The sequence below is a fragment of the uncultured Parolsenella sp. genome (genome assembly GCF_934660935.1).
In the GTDB taxonomy this organism is placed as follows: domain Bacteria; phylum Actinomycetota; class Coriobacteriia; order Coriobacteriales; family Atopobiaceae; genus Parolsenella.
Genome location: NZ_CAKUIH010000002.1, coordinates 110954 through 129970 on the forward strand (window position 1 = coordinate 110954; position 19017 = coordinate 129970).

General features: G+C 62.7%; 19 protein-coding genes. 9 read left to right on the forward strand and 10 right to left on the reverse strand.

What is annotated here, in order from left to right:
* Window positions 1–42: 42 nt before the first annotated feature.
* Both Q0H23_RS01495 and Q0H23_RS01500 read right to left on the reverse strand, forming a co-directional pair.
* Window positions 43–600: a methylated-DNA--[protein]-cysteine S-methyltransferase gene (locus Q0H23_RS01495; protein ID WP_293834959.1), complete on the reverse strand. Its 558-nt coding sequence runs from the start codon at window positions 598–600 to the stop codon at window positions 43–45.
* 117 nt (window positions 601–717) lie between these two features.
* A complete protein-coding gene (locus Q0H23_RS01500) occupies window positions 718–1014 on the reverse strand; it encodes a hypothetical protein (protein WP_293815507.1) in 297 nt (98 codons plus the stop codon).
* A gap of 132 nt (window positions 1015–1146) precedes the next feature.
* Here Q0H23_RS01500 and rlmH point away from each other — a divergent pair, with 132 nt between their 5' ends.
* From rlmH to Q0H23_RS01535, 7 genes are all read left to right on the forward strand, one after another.
* On the forward strand, window positions 1147–1617 hold the full coding sequence (rlmH, locus tag Q0H23_RS01505) for a 23S rRNA (pseudouridine(1915)-N(3))-methyltransferase RlmH (protein WP_293815509.1): 471 nt from the start codon (window positions 1147–1149) through the stop codon (window positions 1615–1617).
* A 115-nt stretch (window positions 1618–1732) separates the two neighbouring features.
* Entirely contained in the window at window positions 1733–2113 is a 381-nt protein-coding gene (locus Q0H23_RS01510) for a GntR family transcriptional regulator (protein ID WP_293815511.1), read from the forward strand.
* A gap of 12 nt (window positions 2114–2125) precedes the next feature.
* Window positions 2126–3007 (forward strand): ABC transporter ATP-binding protein, encoded by an 882-nt coding sequence (locus tag Q0H23_RS01515; protein WP_293834961.1) that lies wholly within the window; start codon window positions 2126–2128, stop codon window positions 3005–3007.
* The gene (locus tag Q0H23_RS01520; RefSeq protein WP_293834963.1) at window positions 3004–3681 is read left to right on the forward strand and encodes an ABC-2 transporter permease; all 678 of its coding nucleotides are present in this window, start codon (window positions 3004–3006) and stop codon (window positions 3679–3681) included. Before Q0H23_RS01515 ends, Q0H23_RS01520 begins: the two co-directional genes overlap by 4 nt.
* 280 nt (window positions 3682–3961) lie before the next feature.
* Complete coding sequence (locus Q0H23_RS01525; RefSeq protein WP_293815518.1) at window positions 3962–5401, forward strand: APC family permease; 1440 nt, start codon at window positions 3962–3964, stop codon at window positions 5399–5401.
* A gap of 116 nt (window positions 5402–5517) precedes the next feature.
* Entirely contained in the window at window positions 5518–6765 is a 1248-nt protein-coding gene (locus tag Q0H23_RS01530; protein WP_293834966.1) for an amidohydrolase family protein, read from the forward strand.
* A 226-nt stretch (window positions 6766–6991) separates the two neighbouring features.
* Window positions 6992–7837 carry a LysR family transcriptional regulator gene (locus Q0H23_RS01535; RefSeq protein ID WP_293815145.1) on the forward strand — a complete coding sequence of 282 codons (846 nt, stop codon included), beginning with the start codon at window positions 6992–6994 and terminating at the stop codon, window positions 7835–7837.
* Window positions 7838–8033: 196 nt separating this feature from the next.
* Here the strand turns inward: Q0H23_RS01535 and pflB are convergent, their stop codons facing one another.
* The 3 genes from pflB to Q0H23_RS01550 all read right to left on the reverse strand — a co-directional run bounded on the left by pflB (window position 8034) and on the right by Q0H23_RS01550 (window position 12192).
* Window positions 8034–10304, reverse strand: a complete 2271-nt coding sequence (gene pflB / locus Q0H23_RS01540) for a formate C-acetyltransferase (RefSeq protein WP_293815147.1) — start codon at window positions 10302–10304, stop codon at window positions 8034–8036.
* Between the two features lie 81 nt (window positions 10305–10385).
* The gene (gene pflA / locus Q0H23_RS01545) at window positions 10386–11117 is read right to left on the reverse strand and encodes a pyruvate formate-lyase-activating protein (protein WP_293815149.1); all 732 of its coding nucleotides are present in this window, start codon (window positions 11115–11117) and stop codon (window positions 10386–10388) included.
* Between the two features lie 334 nt (window positions 11118–11451).
* Window positions 11452–12192: a Crp/Fnr family transcriptional regulator gene (locus Q0H23_RS01550; protein WP_293815151.1), complete on the reverse strand. Its 741-nt coding sequence runs from the start codon at window positions 12190–12192 to the stop codon at window positions 11452–11454.
* 269 nt (window positions 12193–12461) lie between these two features.
* Between Q0H23_RS01550 and Q0H23_RS01555 the strand changes: the two genes are divergently transcribed.
* Window positions 12462–13046, forward strand: a complete 585-nt coding sequence (locus Q0H23_RS01555) for an NUDIX hydrolase (RefSeq protein ID WP_293834969.1) — start codon at window positions 12462–12464, stop codon at window positions 13044–13046.
* A gap of 159 nt (window positions 13047–13205) precedes the next feature.
* Here Q0H23_RS01555 and Q0H23_RS01560 read toward each other — a convergent pair whose 3' ends face one another.
* From Q0H23_RS01560 to Q0H23_RS01580, 5 genes are all read right to left on the reverse strand, one after another.
* Window positions 13206–14168: a 3-hydroxyacyl-CoA dehydrogenase gene (locus Q0H23_RS01560; protein WP_293834971.1), complete on the reverse strand. Its 963-nt coding sequence runs from the start codon at window positions 14166–14168 to the stop codon at window positions 13206–13208.
* 161 nt (window positions 14169–14329) lie between these two features.
* Window positions 14330–14671 carry an ArsC/Spx/MgsR family protein gene (locus tag Q0H23_RS01565; RefSeq protein ID WP_293834973.1) on the reverse strand — a complete coding sequence of 114 codons (342 nt, stop codon included), beginning with the start codon at window positions 14669–14671 and terminating at the stop codon, window positions 14330–14332.
* Window positions 14672–14783: 112 nt separating this feature from the next.
* A complete protein-coding gene (locus tag Q0H23_RS01570) occupies window positions 14784–15299 on the reverse strand; it encodes a nitroreductase family protein (protein WP_293834978.1) in 516 nt (171 codons plus the stop codon).
* 157 nt (window positions 15300–15456) lie between these two features.
* Window positions 15457–16212 (reverse strand): TatD family hydrolase, encoded by a 756-nt coding sequence (locus Q0H23_RS01575; RefSeq protein WP_293834981.1) that lies wholly within the window; start codon window positions 16210–16212, stop codon window positions 15457–15459.
* A gap of 5 nt (window positions 16213–16217) precedes the next feature.
* Window positions 16218–17150 carry a tRNA threonylcarbamoyladenosine dehydratase gene (locus tag Q0H23_RS01580; protein WP_293834984.1) on the reverse strand — a complete coding sequence of 311 codons (933 nt, stop codon included), beginning with the start codon at window positions 17148–17150 and terminating at the stop codon, window positions 16218–16220.
* A 117-nt stretch (window positions 17151–17267) separates the two neighbouring features.
* Here Q0H23_RS01580 and Q0H23_RS01585 point away from each other — a divergent pair, with 117 nt between their 5' ends.
* Window positions 17268–18740, forward strand: coding sequence for a DUF1846 domain-containing protein (locus Q0H23_RS01585; protein ID WP_293834987.1), 1473 nt, complete (start codon window positions 17268–17270; stop codon window positions 18738–18740).
* The last annotated feature ends 277 nt before the right edge of the window (window positions 18741–19017 follow it).

The window sequence follows — 19017 nt, forward strand, 5'->3', positions numbered from 1 at the left end:
TCAGAGCATCCAGGCTGAATTCGCTAGGAGTTTCAGTCGCAATCAGAGCATCTGGACCGTTTTTTTGCTAGGAGTTTCAATCGCCTCAGACCTCGCGCCGCGCGACATCGCAACGCCCTCTAGCTCGAGCAGGGCAACTTTCGCCTCAAGGCCGCCACCAAATCCCGTAAGGCTGCCGTTCGCGCCGATGACGCGATGGCAAGGGATGATGATGCCGAGCGGGTTTGCGCCAACGGCGCCACCCACAGCCCTGGCGGACGTTCGCTTGCCACGATTCTCGCCAACTCTCTCGGCGACCCAACCGTACGTGACCGTCTCACCGTAGGGGATGGCTGCCAGGACCTCCCAGACGCTGAGCTGGAAGGCTGTGCCCTCGGGGTCGAGCGGTAACTCAGCGGGGTTTGGTCGCTCTCCTGCGAAGTACCTTGTCAGCCAATCTCGAGCCTGGTCGAAGATGGGCGTATGGCTGCGTTGGCTGGTTTCCGGAGTTTTCGTTCCCTGCCTTCCCGTTGTGAACAGGCATGAACGCAACCTCTCGCCGTCCTCGCTCCCGAGCACGAGCGACCCTACGGGAGATTCACTTAACAACGAGGTGAGCACGGGTGTCTCCTTCGTGTCTGCCTGCTTGCGCGAACGGATGGCATCTGGTTGAGAAGATTGTTTTCGCATCCGAAGGCTTTGGCCATGACGTCTTTGGGCTCAGATATTGTCCGGAATCTACTTGCGCGTGGACTTGTGGGTGAGATGCCAGCCGCCGCAATAGGGGCAGCGATAGGTGTGGAGGTCGCGAGACCCATGGCGCTCGCAGTCGCGAATCGCGAGTTTGGCCTCGCTTTCGCTCGAATAGCGCTTCTTGCGTTCGCACGCCTTGTGGCGGAGCTGGGCTTCGCGCTGCTGCGCCGCCTGCTCGCGGCGGGCGTCCTCGCGTTCGAACGTGCTCGCAAGTTGATCGCCGAGGCTCGCCTCGAAGGCGCTACGCTGCGCCTTGAGCGCCGATTTCTTGTGGCTTCCCATCTCCACCTCCTGTGGGACAATTTGTTGCGAACAAGGGCATTGTCCCACTTTGAGGATTCGCGCGTCCGCGCGCACTCGCCAACCGGACTGTCCCTCAATATGTATATATGTAAGGGAATGTAAGGGAGTCTCATGCGCTATACGGTCGTCGCTGTCGGCAAGCTCAAGGAGCGCTTCTGGCGTGATGCCTGCGCCGAGTATACGAAGCGCCTGGGCGCCTATGGCAAGGTCGAGATTCGTGAGGTGGCGGATATCGACCCGGCTCGCGCGGGTGGAGTCGAGGCGAGTCGCTCGCGCGAGGGCGAGGAGATCCTCTCTGTGATTCCCGAGCGCAGCCACGTGATTCTCCTGGCGATTGATGGCAAGCAGCGTTCGAGCGAGGCCTTCTCGGAACACCTTGACGAGCTTGCCCTCCGGGGCAAGAGCGACCTCACGTTTGTGATTGGTGGCTCGGATGGCGTCTCGCCCGATGTTCGCTCCCGTGCTGACGAGACGTTCTCCTTTGGCCCCATCACCCTGCCGCACAACCTCGCGCGCGTGGTCCTGCTCGAGCAGGTCTATCGTGCCTGCAAGATTAGCCGCGGAGAGCCGTATCACAAATAACATGCTTGTTTACCTGCGGCTTTAGGAAAATCCAAAGTCTAATACTTCACTCTTGCGTGACTGTGCATACTGTGTATATACTGTGCTTAACAGATATACACAGTAAGGACGGCGCATGGACATCATCCTTTCCAAATCGAGCGATAAGCCAATCTACGAGCAGATCTCCTCGCAGATAAAGTCGCAGGTTCTTTCTGGGGCTCTTGCGGCGGGGGAGAGGTTGCCCTCCATTCGCGCCCTCGCGGACGGTTTGGGCGTGAGCGTCATCACCACCAAGCGTGCCTATGCGGATCTCGAGGCGGTCGGCCTGATCGAAACGGTCCAGGGCAAGGGCTGCTTTGTCTCCGAGAAGAACCGCGAGCTCCTGCGCGAGGAACGCCAGAAACACGTCGAGACGCTCCTCTCGCGGGCATGCGTCGAGGCGATGGACGTCGGGCTAACCCGCCGGGAGCTACATGACTTGCTCGACCTCATGGCGCCGGAATCCCTCGACTAGAAAGGTGTGACGATGACAAACCTGCTTGAAATGCGCGACATATGCCGTCGCGTGAATGACTCCTTTGCCCTTGACGGCGTTAGCCTGACGGTGGGAGAGGGCGAGGTCGTGGGCCTCGTGGGGGCGAATGGTGCCGGTAAGACCACGACGATTCGCGCCGCCCTCGGTCTTCTGCCCCTTGACTCCGGTGAGCTAAGCCTGTTCGGCAATGCGTTCGGCGCCCACGCCTCGAGCGAGTGCCAGAGAGACGTTCGCTCTCGCGTGGGCGTGGTGCTTGACGGGTGCCCGTTCCCTAGAGACCACACCGTCCGGCAATCCGCGGCTTGCGTATCGGCCGCGTATGGATCCTGGGATCAAGCTCGCTTCGAGGGCCTGTGTGCGGAGTATGGCCTCGGCCTCAAGACCAAGGTGAAGGACCTCTCGCGTGGCATGGGGATGAAGCTGCAGCTTGCGGTGGCATTCTCGCACGAAGCCGAGCTGCTGATTCTCGATGAGGCGACGGCTGGCCTTGACCCCATCGCTCGCGACGAAGTCCTTGACCAGTTCCGCGCGTTCGCAAGCGAGGAGGGCCATGGCGTGCTGCTCTCGAGCCACATCACGACGGACCTGGAGCGTATCGCGGACCGCGTGGTGGCGATCGATGGGGGACGGATTCTCTTTGATGTCGCCCGAGAGGACATCACGGACACTGCTGGCGTGGCGCGATGCGCCCAGGCCCAGCTTGGCGAGGTCCTATCCTGCGTTGTCGGCGCCCGAGTGATCCGACGCGAGTTTGCCTGTGACGTTCTCGTGCCCAATCGCTTCGAGTTCGCCGAGGCCTTTCCCGACATCCCCTGCGATCACGCAAGCATTGACGATTACCTGCACTTCTTCCTGAAGGGGGAGACCCGATGAAAAACGCCGTTTCCTGTGACCTGAGAACGCTCGCTCCCTTTATGCCCTCGATTATCGTGACTTTGGTCTTTACCAGCACGTTTATTATGATCGGCTCTGGTGGGGTGGGGGTTGCAGGAAGTGTCAGCGCGATGATGACGCTGCTGTGCGCATTTTCCCTTGCGGGCTATGAGGACCAGAACAACTGGGGGAGGTTTCGGGCGACTTTGCCCCTCTCGCGGAGGGAGGTCGTGGCGGGTCGGTATGCGACGGTGCTCGTCCTGGCTTTTGCGGGCGCGCTCTTGGGCACTGCGGTCAGCTTGGCGCTCCAATGCCTATTTGCGGCGTTGCCCCAGGCTAAATCGCCAGAGCTGGTAGCACCTGCCGAGGTCTTCGCCTCATCGCTCGCGTCGATGGCGTGTGGCCTAATCGTCTGCGCGATTGCGATTCCATTCCTCACGAAGTTTGGGGGAGCGCGTGGCGCAAGGGCTTTTGCGTGCGCGGCGGTACTCGTTGCTTCGTTTGCGATTGCAGTTGGGGTGAACATGGTCACAGCCGAGAAGGCTGCGGAAGTGGCCGGTTGGATTGACCAGAACCTCGTGATGTCCCTCGCCCTTCTGGGCGTGATTTCGCTGCTCGCATATGGTGCGAGCTATGCCGTGAGCCTGGGGATATACGAGAAAAAAGACCTTTAGTCATTAGTGCTTAATTTTAGTGCGAAAGCCCGTTAAAAGCACGTTAACTTGTCCCCATGTATGTTTCTGCAGGATTAACACGCTCTCTACCTGCGATTATGCAGGCGTTGTGAGACTGTCATCGAACGCTTCGATGTTACCATCACGAAACAAACACCATTCGCGGGCCATTTGATACCGCTCAGATCGAGCGGACTCCCAGGCTTCTTTTGTCCCTTCGTCTCCTTGACCAGAATCAAAGCCAGCAGGAGAAACTGCTAAAGACGAAGGGAGACAAGTTATGGCAGAACAGGAGGCCAGCGCCGGAGGGATGAAGAAGGAGCTAACGCTCTTCAACTTCTTCACCATCGGCTTTGGCGCAATCATCGGCACCGGATGGGTGCTTCTCGTGGGCGATTGGATGGTGCTCGGTGGCGGTCCCATCCCCGCAATGATCGCCTTCGCTCTCGGCTCCATCCTTCTTGTGCCCATCGGAATGGTCTTCGGCGAGCTTACCGCGGCTATTCCTATTTCTGGCGGCATCATCGAGTACGTCGAGCGTACGTACGGCCGCAAGATGGGCTTCATCACCGGCTGGATGCTTCTTCTCGGCAACGCGCCCCTCTGCCCCTGGGAGGCCATCGCCATCTCGAAGCTTCTGACCACCCGCTTCGCTAAGTTCGAGATCCTTTCGTGGCTCACGAGCGTCAAGCTCTACACGATTCTCGGCGCTGACGTGTACCTCTGGCCGACGGTCATCGCTCTTGGCTTCGCCGTGCTCGTCATCTTCATGAACCTCAAGGGCGCTGGTGCCGCTGCTAAGCTCTCCAGCTTCCTCACCAAGGCGCTCCTGACCGGCATGGTCCTCGCCATGGTCATCAGCTTCATGACCGGTTCCCCGAGCAACGCCATGCCCGTGTTCTCTCAGGTGGCTGACGCTGCGGGTGGTACCTCCACGTCCGCTACGAGCCTCATGAGCGGCATCGTTGCAGTTCTCGTCATGACCCCGTTCTTCTACGCGGGCTTCGACACCATCCCTCAGCAGGCTGAGGAGGCCTCTGAGAACATTGACTGGAAGAAGTTCGGCCTCATCCCGGCCCTCGCTCTTCTCGCCTCTGGTGCCTTCTACCTGATCTGCATCTACAGCTTCGGCACCATCATCGACTGGCACGAGTTCGTTATGGCTCCGGTTCCCGCTCTGGCTGTGCTCGAGCGCATCAACCTCTTCTTCTACATCGCGATGCTCATCATCGCCACGCTTGGACCTCTGGGCCCGATGAACTCCTTCTTCGGCGCTTCCACCCGCCTCATGCTGGCCCTCGGCCGCAAGGGCATGCTCCCCGCTGACTTCGCCGTCCTCGACGAGGGCTCCGGTGTCCCCAAGAAGGCCGTCGCTGTCATGGGCGTCCTGACCCTCGTTGGTCCGTTCCTCGGCAACAACATGCTCGTCCCGCTGACGAACGTCGCTGCCCTCGGCTTCGTGTTCGCCTGCACCATGGCCGGCTTCGCCTGCATGAAGCTTCGCAAGACCGAGCCCGACCTCCCGCGTCCGTACAAGGTCAACGGTGGCATGTTCGGCATCTACTGTGCCATGGGCGCCGGCCTGCTGATCATCGGCCTCATGGTCGTCCCGTTCTCGCCGGCCGCTCTTAAGCCGATCGAGTGGGCTCTGACCCTCGGCTGGCTCGCCATCGGCTTCGTCATCCTTGCCGTCTTCGGCAAGCAGAAGGCCACGGCCTAGTTCCCCCCGCACTCTCTAGTTCGACCTGCACCAAGTACTTAGGCTCCAAGCGCGTAAGAAACGCGTGAGTAATACAAGCAAGTAGTTTGGTTGGAATCTCGTATTGGAGGAAAGAAATGGGCAAGTTCGCATTTGTTGGTGGTAGGCTCGTCGACGGCACCGGCGCTGCTCCGGTTGATGACTCTCTCGTCCTCGTCGACGACGACAAGATCACCTACGCTGGCGCTCGCACTGAGGTGCCCGCTGGCTACGAGGTCGAGGACTGCACCGGCAAGACCGTCATGCCGGGCCTCATCGACACCCACCTGCACTTCTCCGGCAACCTCACCGACGACGACAACGACTGGGTCATCGAGTCCGTCGCCCAGAAGCAGGCTTGCGCCGTCAAGCAGTCCTACGACTGCCTCACCCACGGCCTGACCACCGTCTGCGAGATCGGCCGCAACGGTATCGCCATCCGTGACCTCGTCAACATGGGCGTCATGAAGGGTCCCCGCATCTACGCCACCGGCCTTGGCTTCTGCCGCACCGCTGGTCACGGCGACTCGCACCACCTGCCGCTGCAGGTCTCCAAGGACTCTCACCCCTGGGGCGATCAGGTCGACGGTCCGTGGGAGCTCCGTCACGCCGTCCGTCTGCGCCTTCGTGAGAACCCCGACGCCATCAAGATCTGGGCGACCGGTGGCGGCATCTGGCGCTGGGACTCCGGCTGCAAGCAGCTCATGAGCACCGAGGAGATCAAGGCCGTTGCTGACGAGTGCAAGATCACCGGCATTCCTCTGTGGTCTCACTCCTACAACTCCGTGAGCGCCGCTTACGACTCCGTCCGCTTCGGCGCCGAGCAGCTCATCCACGGCTTCGAGCTCGACGACAAGACCATGGAGCTCATGGCCGAGCAGGGCACCTTCTTCACCCCGACCATCGGCTTCCTGCCGACCTGGTACGCCACCTACCCGCCCGAGGAGACCGAGGCCAACGCTTGCTACCCCGGCGACACCGTCATCGAGCGTGAGCTCCAGCGCACCTACGCCAACCTCCGTCGCGCCAACGAGATGGGCGTCACGCTCACCATCGGCTCTGACTCCTTCTCCTTCGTCACCCCGTACGGCTACGTCACCATCGACGAGATGTATGACTTCGTCGACAAGGCCGGCGTCACCATTCTCGACACCATCAAGGCCGCTACCCTCAACGGCGCCAAGATGGTCCACCACGAGGATGAGTTCGGCTCCCTCGAGGCTGGTAAGCTCGCTGACCTCCTCGTCGTCAACGGCGACGTTGCCCGTGACATCCACGACCTCAAGCCTGAGAACATGGACGTCATCATGAAGGAGGGCGAGAAGGTCATCAAGGGTGGTCTGTAAGATCGCCATGGCTAATTAGATGCCCCCTGGACGGTGGGCGAGATACCCCCCAACCTTTGTTGTCGTCCGCCGTCCGCCCCCTCTTCTAATTAGCCGCTTGTATGTCCCCCAGCTCCCCCTCGCGGAATTGTCCGCGAGGGGGAGTTTGTTTTTTGTTATAAAGCTGTAACATACGAAAACTTGAACTCGCATGAGTGGTCAAGCTGTTCCTGGGGGGAGGAACGCTGTGGAATCTAGCGTTAACAAAATTCGAGCGTTTGTTGAGGCTGCCAGTCTAGGTAGCATCTCGCGTGCGGCAGAGAAGCTTGGCTCCGCGCAGTCCACGGTGAGTCGCTCTGTGGCGAGCCTTGAGTGCGAGTGGGGAGTTCGTCTGTTCGAGCGTCATGGGCCCCTTCTTGCGCTTACCGATGATGGTGAGCGCCTTCTGGGAGATGCTCGCAATGCCTGCGAGGCATACGATCTTCTCGGCAGGCGCGTCTCCAATATGGGGTCGCTCGAAGACGGCAGCCTTGCCATTGCGGCCCCCTCGAGTGTCGTGTCTCTTCGCCTTCCCAAGCCGCTTGGTAGGTTCGTCGAGGAACATCCCGGCATTGAGATCAGCATTAACGAGTGCACCTACGGCGAGGCGGAACGCCTTCTTATTGCCGGCGAGGTCGATATGGCCTTCATTCCCAGCAAGCTAGAAGGGGAGGGCTTCATTTCCTCCGCATACGATAAGGACGAGATCGTGGCGGTGACGCCTCCGGGGTATTTCCCTCAGGTTCCCTTCGAGATTCCTGTAGACGCGCTTCTCGGCGAACGCTTTATTGCTGACACGGAAACCGCCCCGCTTCTCCAGCGCGAGCTCAAGGGCCCGTGTATCAGCTGCGAGACGAGTAACATCTCCGCGATCCTCGCGATGGTCGAGGCGGGTCTTGGCGTTTCTCTGCTCCCGAGCCTTGCTCTCGAGCGTACCAACTACGACATCGAAGTACGACACCTCTCGCATCCCGCGAGCCGCGTGCTCTATCTCGTGCGCCGCCGTACCACCGAGATGAGCCTCGCTGCTCAGGCCTTCTTGGACTACCTGTAGGCGCTCTGCTGAGCGTCCGTAGCTGGGTTGCTGAGCCTCGACGACCGAGCGGCATCGTTTCCTACATATTGGTGATACCAAAAGAGGGAGCCCGTCTGAGACGGACTCCCTCTGCTTTGTGCGGGCGCCTAGGCGCCTAGGAGGCTGACATTTACGCCGTCAGCGGTATTCGCTGGCGTTCTGCCGCAGTTTGCCTTTAGAGGCGCTCGTGGCAGGTGCGGGCGATGACGTCGAGCTGCTGCTCGCGCGTGAGGTCGATGAACTTCACGGCGTAGCCGGAGACGCGGATGGTGAAGTTGGCGTACTCGGGCTTCTCGGGGTGCTCCATGGCATCCTTGAGCTTCTCGACGCCAAAGACGTTGACGTTGAGGTGGTGGGCACCGTTGGCGAAGTAGCCGTCGAGAACGTTCACGAGGTTGGCGATGCGCTGGTCGTCATCGTTGCCGAGCGCGGACGGGTTGATCGTCTGCGTGTTGGAGATGCCGTCGAGGGCGTACTCGTAGGGGAGCTTGGCGACGGAGTTGAGCGAGGCGAGCAGGCCGTTCTGCTCGGCGCCGTAGGCCGGGTTGGCACCCGGGGCGAACGGGGTGAACGCCTTGCGGCCGTCGGGGGTGCCGCCGGTGGCCTTGCCGTAGACCACGTTGGAGGTGATCGTCAGGATCGAGGTCGTGGGCTCGGAGTTGCGGTAGGTGTGGTGCTTGGCGATCTTGGCCATGAAGGTCTTGAGCAGCCAGACCGCGATGTCGTCGGCGCGCTCGTCGTCGTTGCCGTACTTCGGGAAGTCGCCCTCGACCTCGTAGTCGACAACGATGCCCTGCTCGTCACGGATGGTCTTGACCTTGGCGTACTTAATGGCGCAGAGGGAGTCGACAACGTGGGAGAAGCCGGCGATGCCCGTGGCGAAGGTGCGACGGACGTTGGTGTCGATGAGAGCCATCTCCTCGGCCTCATAGAAGTACTTGTCGTGCATGTACTGGATGAGGTTGAGGATGTTGACGTAGAGGTCGGCCAGCCAGTCCATCATGAGATCGAACTTGTGCATGACCTCGTCGTAGTCGAGGTACTCGCTCGTGATGGGCGAGTACTCCGGGCCAACCTGCATGTGGTTGCCCTGCTTGTCCAGGAACTTCTCGTCCTTGCCGCCGTTGATGGCGTAGTTGAGGCACTTGGCGAGGTTGGCGCGGGCGCCGAAGAACTGCATCTCCTTGCCGGTCTCAGTGGCGGAAACGCAGCAGCAGATGCTGTAGTCGTCGCCCCAGACCGGACGCATGACGTCGTCGTTCTCGTACTGGATGGAGGAGGTGGTGACGGAGATCTTGGCGGCGTACTTGCGGAAGTTCTCCTGCAGGCGCTTGCTGTAGAGGACCGTCAGGTTCGGCTCGGGGGCCGGGCCCATGTTCTCGAGGGTGTGGAGGAAGCGGTAGTCCGTCTTGGTGACGAGGCTACGGCCGTCCTGGCCGAGGCCGGCGACCTCGAGGGTGGCCCAGACCGGGTCACCGGAGAAGAGGGCCTGGTAGGACGGGATGCGGGCGAACTTGACGATGCGGAGCTTCAGGACGAGGTGGTCGATGAGCTCCTGGGCCTCGGACTCGGTGATCGTGCCGGCCTCGAGGTCACGCTGAATGAAGATGTCGAGGAACGTGGAGACGCGACCCACGGACATGGCGGCGCCGTTCTGGGTCTTGATGGCACCGAGGTAGCCGAAGTAGAGCCACTGGACGGCCTCGCGGGCGTTGGTGGCGGGCTTGGAGATATCGAAGCCGTAGATGGCGGCCATCTCCTTGAGGCCCTTGAGGGCGCGGATCTGCTCGGCGATCTCCTCGCGGTTGCGCACGACGTCGTCGGTCATGGTGCGGCCACCGCAGTTGGCGAGGTCGTACTGCTTGCCGGCGATCAGGCGGTCGATGCCGTAGAGGGCGACGCGACGGTAGTCGCCGACGATGCGGCCACGGCCATAGGTGTCGGGGAGACCGGTGATGACGTGGGAGTGACGAGCGGCGCGCATCTCGGGGGTGTACGCATCGAAGACGCCCTGGTTGTGGGTCTTGCGATACTCGTTGAAGATCTGGTTGTACTTGTCGTTGACGTGGAAGCCGTAGTTCTCGGCAGCCTGCTGGGCCATCTTGATGCCGCCGTAGGGCATGAAGGCGCGCTTGAGGGGCTTGTCGGTCTGGAGGCCGACGATCTTCTCAAGCTCCTTGTGGTCGGCGTCGATGTAGCCGGGGCCGTAGGCGGTCAGGCCGGAGACGATCTCGGTCTCGCACTCGAGGACGCCGTTGTTGGCGCGCTCGGCGGCCTGGAGCTCCTGGACCTTGCCCCAGAGCTCGTCGGTGGCCTCGGTGGGACCGGCGAGGAACGACTCGTCGCCGTCATAGACGGTGTAGTTGTTCTGGATGAAGTCGCGGACGTTGATGTCGTCGACCCAGTGGCCTCCCTTGAAGCCCTTCCACTCTTCGCGAAGCTGCATGCTTCCTCCTTCTGCGCCGCCGCCCATCGGGCTCGACGCTCGTTACGTTCTCCGACGCGCCCCCGCGCCGGAGAGGTTTACCTAGTTGAGCCCCCTGAGGATCTGCTCCGCGTGGACGACGTCCTCGTGGGAGGGCGGCTTCACGTCGGAGAGGGTGTAGGGGATGCCGAGCTCTTCCCACTTGAAGACGCCCAGCGTGTGGTACGGGAGCACTTCGACGCGCTTGACGGCATCACCGAGGGAGGCGATGAAGTCGCGAGTCTGGTGCAGGGAGGTCTCGCCGTCGGTGATGCCCGGCACGAGGACCTGGCGGATCCACATGGCCTTGCCCTGCTCGGAGAGCCAGGTGAGGCAGTCGAGGATGTTGGCGTTGTCGCGGCCGGTGAGCCAGCGGTGACGCTCGGGATCAATGTGCTTGATGTCTGCCATCACGAGGTCGCAGGCGTCGAAGACGCGGCGAAGCGTCGAGAAGGTAGGCTCCTCGCGGGTGAACGGAGCGAGGGAGGTGTCGAGGCAGGTGTTGATGCCACGGGCGTGGGCGGCCTCGAAGAGCTCGGCCACGAATTCGGCCTGGGCGAGAGCCTCGCCGCCGGAGACGGTGATGCCGCCTTCGGGACCCCAGTAGCTCCTGTAGCGCTCGGCGCGGTCAAGGAGCTCGTCGACGCCCATGAGGGTGCCACCCTCGGTACGCCAGGTATCCGGGTTGTGGCAGAAGCGGCAGCGCATGGGGCAACCCTGAAGGAAGATGAGGAAACGAACGCCGGGGCCGTCAGCCGAGCCGAAAGACTCCGTCGAGTGAACCCTGCCTTGCATGACGCCTCCTCGTTATTCTTGCCGCGGCAAGTTGCCATGGCGCGGGCGGACGGGCATCTGGCCCATCACCCAATCAACGAGAAGAATGTAATTCGCCGGATTGAGGTGTTCCTTGACTGAAATCAAGGAGCGAAGAAATGTAATGGCAACATTAGCGGCATGTCCGCGAACGGCGTATTTTTTCGGGTGAATGGCGCGATTCCAATACCGGTTCGTGAGGCAAATCGCGAGCGTAGCGTCTGTAACGGCGAGCGGATGCCGGTTTATGGACGACTTGTGGAGGAAGATACGGGACGATAGGGGCGAGCCCGGGTGCGGACGCGGCTCCCGGAGGCTATTCTTCGCCGGCAACCGCTTCGAGGCCGTCGTGATCCGTGACGAGCAGGCGGCCCCTGCCCACGCGCTCGACGAGGCCCTCGCGCACGAAGCGGGCGACGTTGCGCGAGACGGTCTCCGGGCGCAGACCGATGGAGCTTGCGATGTCATCCAACTTGAGGTGAATCTCGGGCCCGACGCAGCTCTGGTCGCGGACGAGCAGGTATTGGGCGAGGCGGCGGCGCGGGTCGCGGATGGAGAGCATCATGATGCGCTGTTCGGCGTCATCGAGCTCCGTGCAGACCATGCGGATAAGGCCGAGCGCCACATCAGGGTGACGGGCGAGGAGGGACTCGAAATCCGCGCGATGGATGCGGCAGAGGCGGGCGGGCGTGAGGCACTCGACCGAGTAGTGATAGACGTGGTCTTCGAGGAACATGCCGTGCCAGAGGGCCTGGCCATCATGAAGGACGCTGAGCACGTACTCCTCGCCATCGGCGCCCGTTCGGAAGGTCTTGATGCGACCGGAGCGCACGACGATGATGCTCTCGATGGGATCGCCTTCGTGGACGATGATGGAGCCCTCCTCGTGGACGGAATGGCGCGAGCAGGAGAGGAGCTCGCGTTTGGCGTCTGCGGGGAGGTCTGCGAAAAGGCGGATGTTGTCCATGCAGGAGCTGCCCGCGCGGCTGAAGGCGCAATCGTGGCCCTCGCCCGCACAGACGCGGTTGCTATTGGCGCTCGATTCTTCGATCGTCATCGTGACACACTCCGTTACCAAACAGGCTGTCTCTTCCGAGTGTATCCAAAGTGTCGCCATGCCAATGGCATATGCTATGCGCTGCGCAACAAATACAGAATAAAGTCCTGCTTGCGGGGCATGTGGGATCCTGATGCCGGATGCTTGCGAAGGTGCCACGGGAATGGCGAGATGCCACTTTGCGCACGCTTGGCGAATGCGGGCGCGAGGGAGCCGCGTCGCTGCGATATCCTGGTGTTTACTCATCCTTTGCCCACGGGGAGGCTGTCATGGCGCTCATTGATGACGTTCGCGCGTTCGTACCGGAATGCGATCAGGAGGTCGCGGACAGGGCGCTTATGCTGGACTGCCTCGAGCACGACCCCGAGGTTGCCCTCCGCGGCTCGCTCGCGCATCTCACGGCGTCTGCTTGGACGGTCGACGCCACCGGCGAGCGGACGCTCCTGTGCTATCACAACATCTATAACTCCTGGAGCTGGGTCGGCGGCCATGCGGATGGCGACTTTGACCTCGCGGCGGTCGCGGCGCGCGAGCTCGAGGAGGAGACCGGGGTCGCGGGCGCTTGCCTTGTCAGCGAGGGTTTGGGCGAGGGCGCGATCCTATCCGTCGAGGCCCTGCCCGTGGCGGGGCACGTCAAGCGCGGGAGCTACGTGAGCTCCCATGTGCACCTGAACGCGACCTACCTTTTCGTTGCCGACCCGTCCGAGCCGCTTCGCGAGAAGCCGGACGAGAATAGCGGCCTCAGGTGGGTTTCGATTGATGACGTCTGCAAGCTCTCGAACGAGCCTTGGATGTGTGAGCGTGTCTACGCGAAGCTCGTCGGGCGCACGAAGGCACTGCTCGGGTCAAAGTGACGGGACCTAATGCGCGGAGCCTCCTGGCGAACTCGCCAGGAGGCTCCGTCGTTTGTGTGCGCCGTGCGTTGCGGCAGAGCCAGGGCTGCGGTGGGCCCTGGCTGCGGTGTCGCGCGCCGCGGGACCCGTTGCCGCTGCCGCCTCGGTCCCGGGCGTGACCTACTCGTAGCTGTAGAATCCCTCGCCCGAACTCATGCCGAGCTTGCCCTCGTCAATCATGGACTTGAGGAGACGTGCCATCTCCTTGTAGTTGTACGGCAGCATCATCTTCTTGAAGAGCGGGTTGAGCAGGCCCGGAACGCTCTGGAACTGAAGCACGATGTTGTAGGCGGTGTTGAGGCCCACGGTGTCGATAACGCGGAAGGGACCCTTGGGGGCGCCGGTGCCGTGCTCCCAGGCGATGTCGATGCTCTTCGGGTCAGACACGCCGCTCGCCCACAGGTCGAGGCCGGAAAGCAGCCACGGTACGAGCATGGAGTTCAGCAGGTAGCCGTTCTTCTCCTTGCGAACCGGCAGCGCGATCATGCGGATCTGGTTGGCGAACTCGAGCATCTCGTCAAAGCGGGTCGGGTCGGTCGACGCCTGCCCCATGACCTCGGCGGTGTTGTTCCTCCAGATGGAGTTGGCGAAGTGAAGCGCCAGGTACCTGTCGGGCCTGCCGGTGTACTTTGCGAACTGGCTTGGCAGGAGGGTGGAGGAGTTCGTGGCGATGACGGTCTTGGCGGGCAGGAGCGGGGCGATCTTCTCGTAGAACTCGACCTTCGCCTTGGCGTCCTCCGCCATCGACTCGATCACGAGGTCGGCGTCAGCGACGGCGGTGGCCATGTCAAGCTCGAGCTTAATGCCATCGTGGGCAGCCTGGGCGCGCTCGAGACAGGCCTCCTTGTCGAGGGGCTTGTCTGAATCCGCGATGCCGGCGCACCAGGTGGCGGTGCCGGCTGCCATGCCCTCGATCTCGTCACGATAGGTATCCAGCAGCTTGTCGATCTTGGGCTGCGTGCGACCGATGCTGCCCTCGCTCCGGAGCCAGATGGTGACGTCAAACCCGCAATAAGCCGCCTGGAACGCAATCTGGCTACCGAGCACACCGCCGCCCGCGACAACGACCTTCTTGAAGCTCATGATTTCCCCCTCAATATGAGTGCAGGCCTATTGCGAAGATCACACACTGCGTATACCTGCGATTACCAATAATGTGTAAAGAATATTGGGAACCGGTAACGCTGTCAGCAATCGGCCCGTAGGCGGTAGTGGAGAGCGCGCGTGCGGTCGGTCTTTGGGGTCTACTCCCACGTGCTCCAGACCTCGGGGGCGTAGCCCACGGTCGCGGCGCGGCCGTTACGGACGATCGGCTTGCGGAGGAGCTGCTGGTTTTCGAGGAGCTTGTCGAAGCGCTGGCTCTCGGCGAGGTTCTGAACGAGGGCGAGGGTATCCTCGTCCTTCGCCTTGGGGTCGAGCACGGTGTCAATGCCGCCGACGACCTGGCAGACGCTTCTGAGCTCGCCCTTGCTCATCTCCTTCTCCTTGAGGTCGATGAACTGGAACTTGATGCGGCGCTCCTTGAACCAGCGTTGGGCCTTCTTCGTGTCGAAGCTCTTCTTGGTGCCGAATATCTGGATGTTCATGCGTACCTCGGAGTGGTCGGGAAGGGGCGACGTTTTCGGGCGTGGGCTGGGTGCTGCCGACGAGCGGGACAGGTGCTGGCGGCGGGCTGAGTAGGTGCTGCCGCCGAACGGGCTAGATGCGACTGACGAGCTCGGAGGCGTCCTTGCGCGCGGGGTGGAGCGGACCGGGCTCTGCGTCATCGGCGGGGTAGCCGATGGGGAAGAGGGCGATCATGTCATAGCCGGCGGTCTCCGGGAAGGCTTCGGCGAAGGCGTTCGTGTCGAAGGCTCCCACCCACGTGGTGCCAAGGCCCAGGTCCTGCGCCGCGAGCATGACGTGCGTGGCAGCGATGGCGGCGTCGACGTCGGCGAACGCGCGGCCGTCAGACTTGCGGACCCATCCGTCCTCTGCCTTGGCACCGATGGCGATGACCGCGTGCGCGCCGAACACGAAGCGCGTGCAGCCACCGAGGCGCTCGATGGCCTCTGGGCTCTCGATGACCCAGGCGTGCCAGGGCTGCTTGTTGCATGCGGTGGGGGCACAGATGGCGGCCTCTAGCAGGGCGTCGATCTTCTCGGCCTCGACCGGGGCGTCAGAGAGCTTGCGGCAGGAGTAACGCTTGTGGGCGAGTGTGAGGAAGTCTTGCATGGCGGGTCCCTTCTCTGGTGCGTGGCGCCACTCGGGCGCCCGTTCGTTCTTGGCTCGATGCTACCCAATCTTGGGCGCTCGCGTTTGGCGCGTGGCGTGCGGCCAGGTGGACGACGCGGACGCGGCGTGCCGCGCGGCCGTCTGGCGCGTCTCGAGGCTACGGCGCGAGTAGCTCGCGGCTGGTGCAGGCGATGGCGTCGCGGACGTCCTCGCCCCGCAGCTCGCAGAGGGCGTCAAGCGTGGCGCGCAGTCGCCGCGCGTGTTCGGCTGGTGAGACGGCGAGGGGGTGTCCCGGCTCGGCGGGGAGGTCGGTCTCGAGGAGTAGCTGGCCTGTCGGGATCTGGCGCGCGTAGGCGCGGCCCCGGCGCGTTGCGAGCATGAACTCGTTGACCGAGAAGAGGCAGCCCATCTGGCGCGCGCGAACCAGCTCGTCGCCAGAACCCGAGAACCAGTGCAGGATCGGCGTGCTCGTCTCGTGCGTCCTGTGTCGCTCGAGCGCGTCGAGCAAGGTGGTCGCAGATGCGACGGCGTGAATCGAGAGCACGTGGTGGGAGGCGGCACAGGCTTCGAGCAGGATGTCGAGCGCTTCGACCTGCGTGCGCGCGCAAGCGTCCCTCCCGTGGGAGAAGTCGAGGCCTATCTCGGCGATGTGGGTGCACTCGGCGGCGATCTCGGCGGCTTGGCGCACGTCCGCCTTGGTGCAGCGACCGTCTGCGAGCCACCAGGGGTGGAGACCCACGCCTAGGCGGAACGCCTCTGCTACCTGGGCTTTATTCGAAAGCCTGGCGTACTCGTCGGGCGTCACGGTGGCACAAATGCCGCTTACGCCCAGGCGCGACAGCTCGGTGGCCGCTTCGCCGGGATTCTCATAAAACCCGAGGTGGCAGTGCATGTCGAAGATATCGGCCGCCATCGCGTCTACTCCGTCTCGGGGGCGATGGCGGTGCCGCCTGTCGTGGTGGCTGCGGCAGTCACGGATTCTGTCCCGGTTTCGCGGGCGGCGTCGATGGCACCGCTCTTCTTGTCCCAGCGCCACGGCTCGTAGCCGATTAGCGCCCGGACGACGCGACCCGCCACCATCTGCCCCATGATCGGGGGCATGTAGCTTGCCGTTCCCAGGTTGGAGAGGCCGCCATGCGAGGAGCCGGCCACGGTGCTCGGGCGCACCGGGCCTTCGGAGGAGTAGAGGACCTCGAGGTGGGGGATGCCGCGCCTGCCGCACTCCTTGCGAATCGTGCGGGACATGCGGCAGCCGTGGGTCTTCCTGATGTCGCAGATCTCGAGTAGCTCGGGGTTGAGCCTGTTCGCGGCGCCCATGCTGCTGATCAGCGGAATGTTGGCGTCCCAGCACAGCTTCGCGAGCACGAGCTTCTGCGTCATCGTGTCGATGGCGTCAACCACATAGTCGATGCGTCCGCGACCGACCACGCGGCCTTCCTCGTCCACCTCGGCGCCTGCCCAGGCGAGCACCTTGGACACGTTGTCCCTGTCAATGAAGGTCTTGAGCGTCTCCACGTGGCACTGAGAGTTGATCTGGGCCACAATCTCGCGCATGACGGTCGTCTTGTCCCGGCCAATCGTGCTCTCGAAGGCGAGGGCTTGTCGGTTGAGGTTGCTGCGGTCGACGGTGTCGCGGTCCACGAGGTAAAGCTCACCCACGGTTGAGCGTGCGAGTGCTTCCACGCAGCTAGAGCCCACTCCGCCGAGCCCGAATACGAGCACGCGCGAGCCGGCGAGGGCGTCGAGCCCGCTCTGTGTGTAGATGGGGCGAAGCCTCGTCGTGATGTCGGCGTCCGCGCTGTTTTTGGTGGTGGCGTGTCCCGTCATCTGCTCATTGTGGGTCTCGCTCACGTGGGGCCTCCAGTCGGTTAAAGTCATAGTCTTGGGACATGATGCCACGGTAGCATGTGGACGAGCGGGACGTCCGCCTCGCCCGTGCTTGAGTGGTGGTTACGAGAAGGGATGCGCATGCGTCAGGGTTTTGATAACGACAAGTACATCGAACTACAGGCTTCGCGCATCCGTGAGCGCATCAACCAGTTTGGCGGCAAGCTCTACCTCGAGTTTGGCGGCAAGCTGTTCGACGACTACCACGCGAGCCGCGTGCTCCCTGGCTTCGAGCCCGATTCCAAGTTCCGTATGCTCAAGAGCCTCTCGTCCGAGGCCGAGGTCATCATCGCGATCAACGCCAACCACATCGAGAAGAACAAGGCGAGGGGAGACCTCGGCATCACGTATGACGAGGACGCGCTTCGCCTCGTCGACCTGTTCCGCGGCCAGGGCTTTTCCGTCGCGGGTGTGGTCATCACGCAGTATGCCGGCCAGCCTGCCGCCGACGCTTTCCGTCGTCGTCTCGATTCCCTCGGCATCACCTGCAAGCTGCACTATCCCATCGACGGCTATCCCCACAACGTCGACCTCATCGTCTCCGACGAGGGCTATGGCAAGAACGAGTTCGTCGAGACCTCACGCCCGCTCGTCGTGGTGACGGCGCCCGGCCCTGGTTCCGGCAAGCTCGCGACCTGCCTCTCGCAGATCTATCACGAGCACAAGCGCGGCGTCGAAGCCGGCTATGCGAAGTTCGAGACGTTCCCCGTGTGGAACCTGCCGCTCACACACCCCGTGAACGTCGCCTATGAGGCTGCCACGGCTGATCTCGACGACGCCAACATCATCGACCCCTTCCACCTCGAGGCCTACGGCGAGATGACGGTCAACTATAACCGCGACGTCGACGCCTTCCCCGTGGTACGCGCCCTGATGGAGAAGATCCTGGGCGAGAGTCCCTACCAGAGCCCGACGGACATGGGCGTTAACATGGTGGGCTTTGCCATCACTGACGATGACGCCTGCCGGGATGCGAGCCGTATGGAGATCGTGCGCCGCTATTTCCAGGCCGCCGTTCAGCTCAAGCGCACCGGTGCCGGAGCTGACCAGGTCGAGCGACTCGAGCGCATCATGAAGAAGGCGGGCGTCGACAAGAACTACTCGCCGGCGCGCTCTGCCGCCCTCACGCGCGAGCGTGTCACGGGCGGCCCCGCGGGTGCGATGGTCATGCCGGACGCCTCGGTCATCACGGGCAAGACTTCCACGCGCCTGGGTTGCGCGAGCTCTCTGCTCATGAACGCCCTCAAGGCGATTGCCGGCGTCGATCTCGAGCTCGAGGTCATCTCCGATTCTGCGATCGAGCCCATCAGCCGCCTCAAGACGCACTACCTCGGCTCGAAGAACCCGCGCCTGCACCCGGACGAGACGCTGATGGCTCTTTCCATCACGTCGGCGACGAGCGAGGTCGCCGAGAAGGTCCTCGGCGCGCTCGACGAGCTTCGTGGCTGCGACGCCTTCTTCTCCGTCATCATCTCGACGGAGGACGAGCAGTTCCTCCGTCGTCTGGGCCTTAATGTCTGCTGCGAGCCCAAGTACGAGCGCTCCGGCATCTAGCGGGGCCGGGCGACTGCCTCGCTTTTTGAATGCCGTGTGATTCGGGCGGCGTCGGCTATCGTGCCGGCGCCGCCTTTTCGTCTGATCCGCGATGATGCCTTGGCATGTATCGGATGCTTAAGCGTGTTCGTCCGCAGTAGGTGTCGATGGCCCGGAATCTTTGGCGACCCTATGGCATGTGATCCCCGTTTGAAGGTGCCAATAGTTGCATGGGGGGGGAGGTGCGCATGTAATTTGTGGCGACATGTTGCATCTCTATTAACGTGAAGTTCGTCGA

Coding starts and splice junctions, on each gene's coding strand:
- Q0H23_RS01500 (WP_293815507.1), bottom strand. CDS start 1,014: ATGGGAAGCCACAAGAAATCGGCGCTCAAGGCGCAGCGTAGCGCCTTC.
- rlmH (WP_293815509.1), top strand. CDS start 1,147: ATGCGCTATACGGTCGTCGCTGTCGGCAAGCTCAAGGAGCGCTTCTGG.
- Q0H23_RS01510 (WP_293815511.1), top strand. CDS start 1,733: ATGGACATCATCCTTTCCAAATCGAGCGATAAGCCAATCTACGAGCAG.
- Q0H23_RS01515 (WP_293834961.1), top strand. CDS start 2,126: ATGACAAACCTGCTTGAAATGCGCGACATATGCCGTCGCGTGAATGAC.
- Q0H23_RS01520 (WP_293834963.1), top strand. CDS start 3,004: ATGAAAAACGCCGTTTCCTGTGACCTGAGAACGCTCGCTCCCTTTATG.
- Q0H23_RS01525 (WP_293815518.1), top strand. CDS start 3,962: ATGGCAGAACAGGAGGCCAGCGCCGGAGGGATGAAGAAGGAGCTAACG.
- Q0H23_RS01530 (WP_293834966.1), top strand. CDS start 5,518: ATGGGCAAGTTCGCATTTGTTGGTGGTAGGCTCGTCGACGGCACCGGC.
- pflB (WP_293815147.1), bottom strand. CDS start 10,304: ATGCAGCTTCGCGAAGAGTGGAAGGGCTTCAAGGGAGGCCACTGGGTC.
- pflA (WP_293815149.1), bottom strand. CDS start 11,117: ATGCAAGGCAGGGTTCACTCGACGGAGTCTTTCGGCTCGGCTGACGGC.
- Q0H23_RS01550 (WP_293815151.1), bottom strand. CDS start 12,192: ATGACGATCGAAGAATCGAGCGCCAATAGCAACCGCGTCTGTGCGGGC.
- Q0H23_RS01555 (WP_293834969.1), top strand. CDS start 12,462: ATGGCGCTCATTGATGACGTTCGCGCGTTCGTACCGGAATGCGATCAG.
- Q0H23_RS01560 (WP_293834971.1), bottom strand. CDS start 14,168: ATGAGCTTCAAGAAGGTCGTTGTCGCGGGCGGCGGTGTGCTCGGTAGC.
- Q0H23_RS01565 (WP_293834973.1), bottom strand. CDS start 14,671: ATGAACATCCAGATATTCGGCACCAAGAAGAGCTTCGACACGAAGAAG.
- Q0H23_RS01570 (WP_293834978.1), bottom strand. CDS start 15,299: ATGCAAGACTTCCTCACACTCGCCCACAAGCGTTACTCCTGCCGCAAG.
- Q0H23_RS01575 (WP_293834981.1), bottom strand. CDS start 16,212: ATGGCGGCCGATATCTTCGACATGCACTGCCACCTCGGGTTTTATGAG.
- Q0H23_RS01585 (WP_293834987.1), top strand. CDS start 17,268: ATGCGTCAGGGTTTTGATAACGACAAGTACATCGAACTACAGGCTTCG.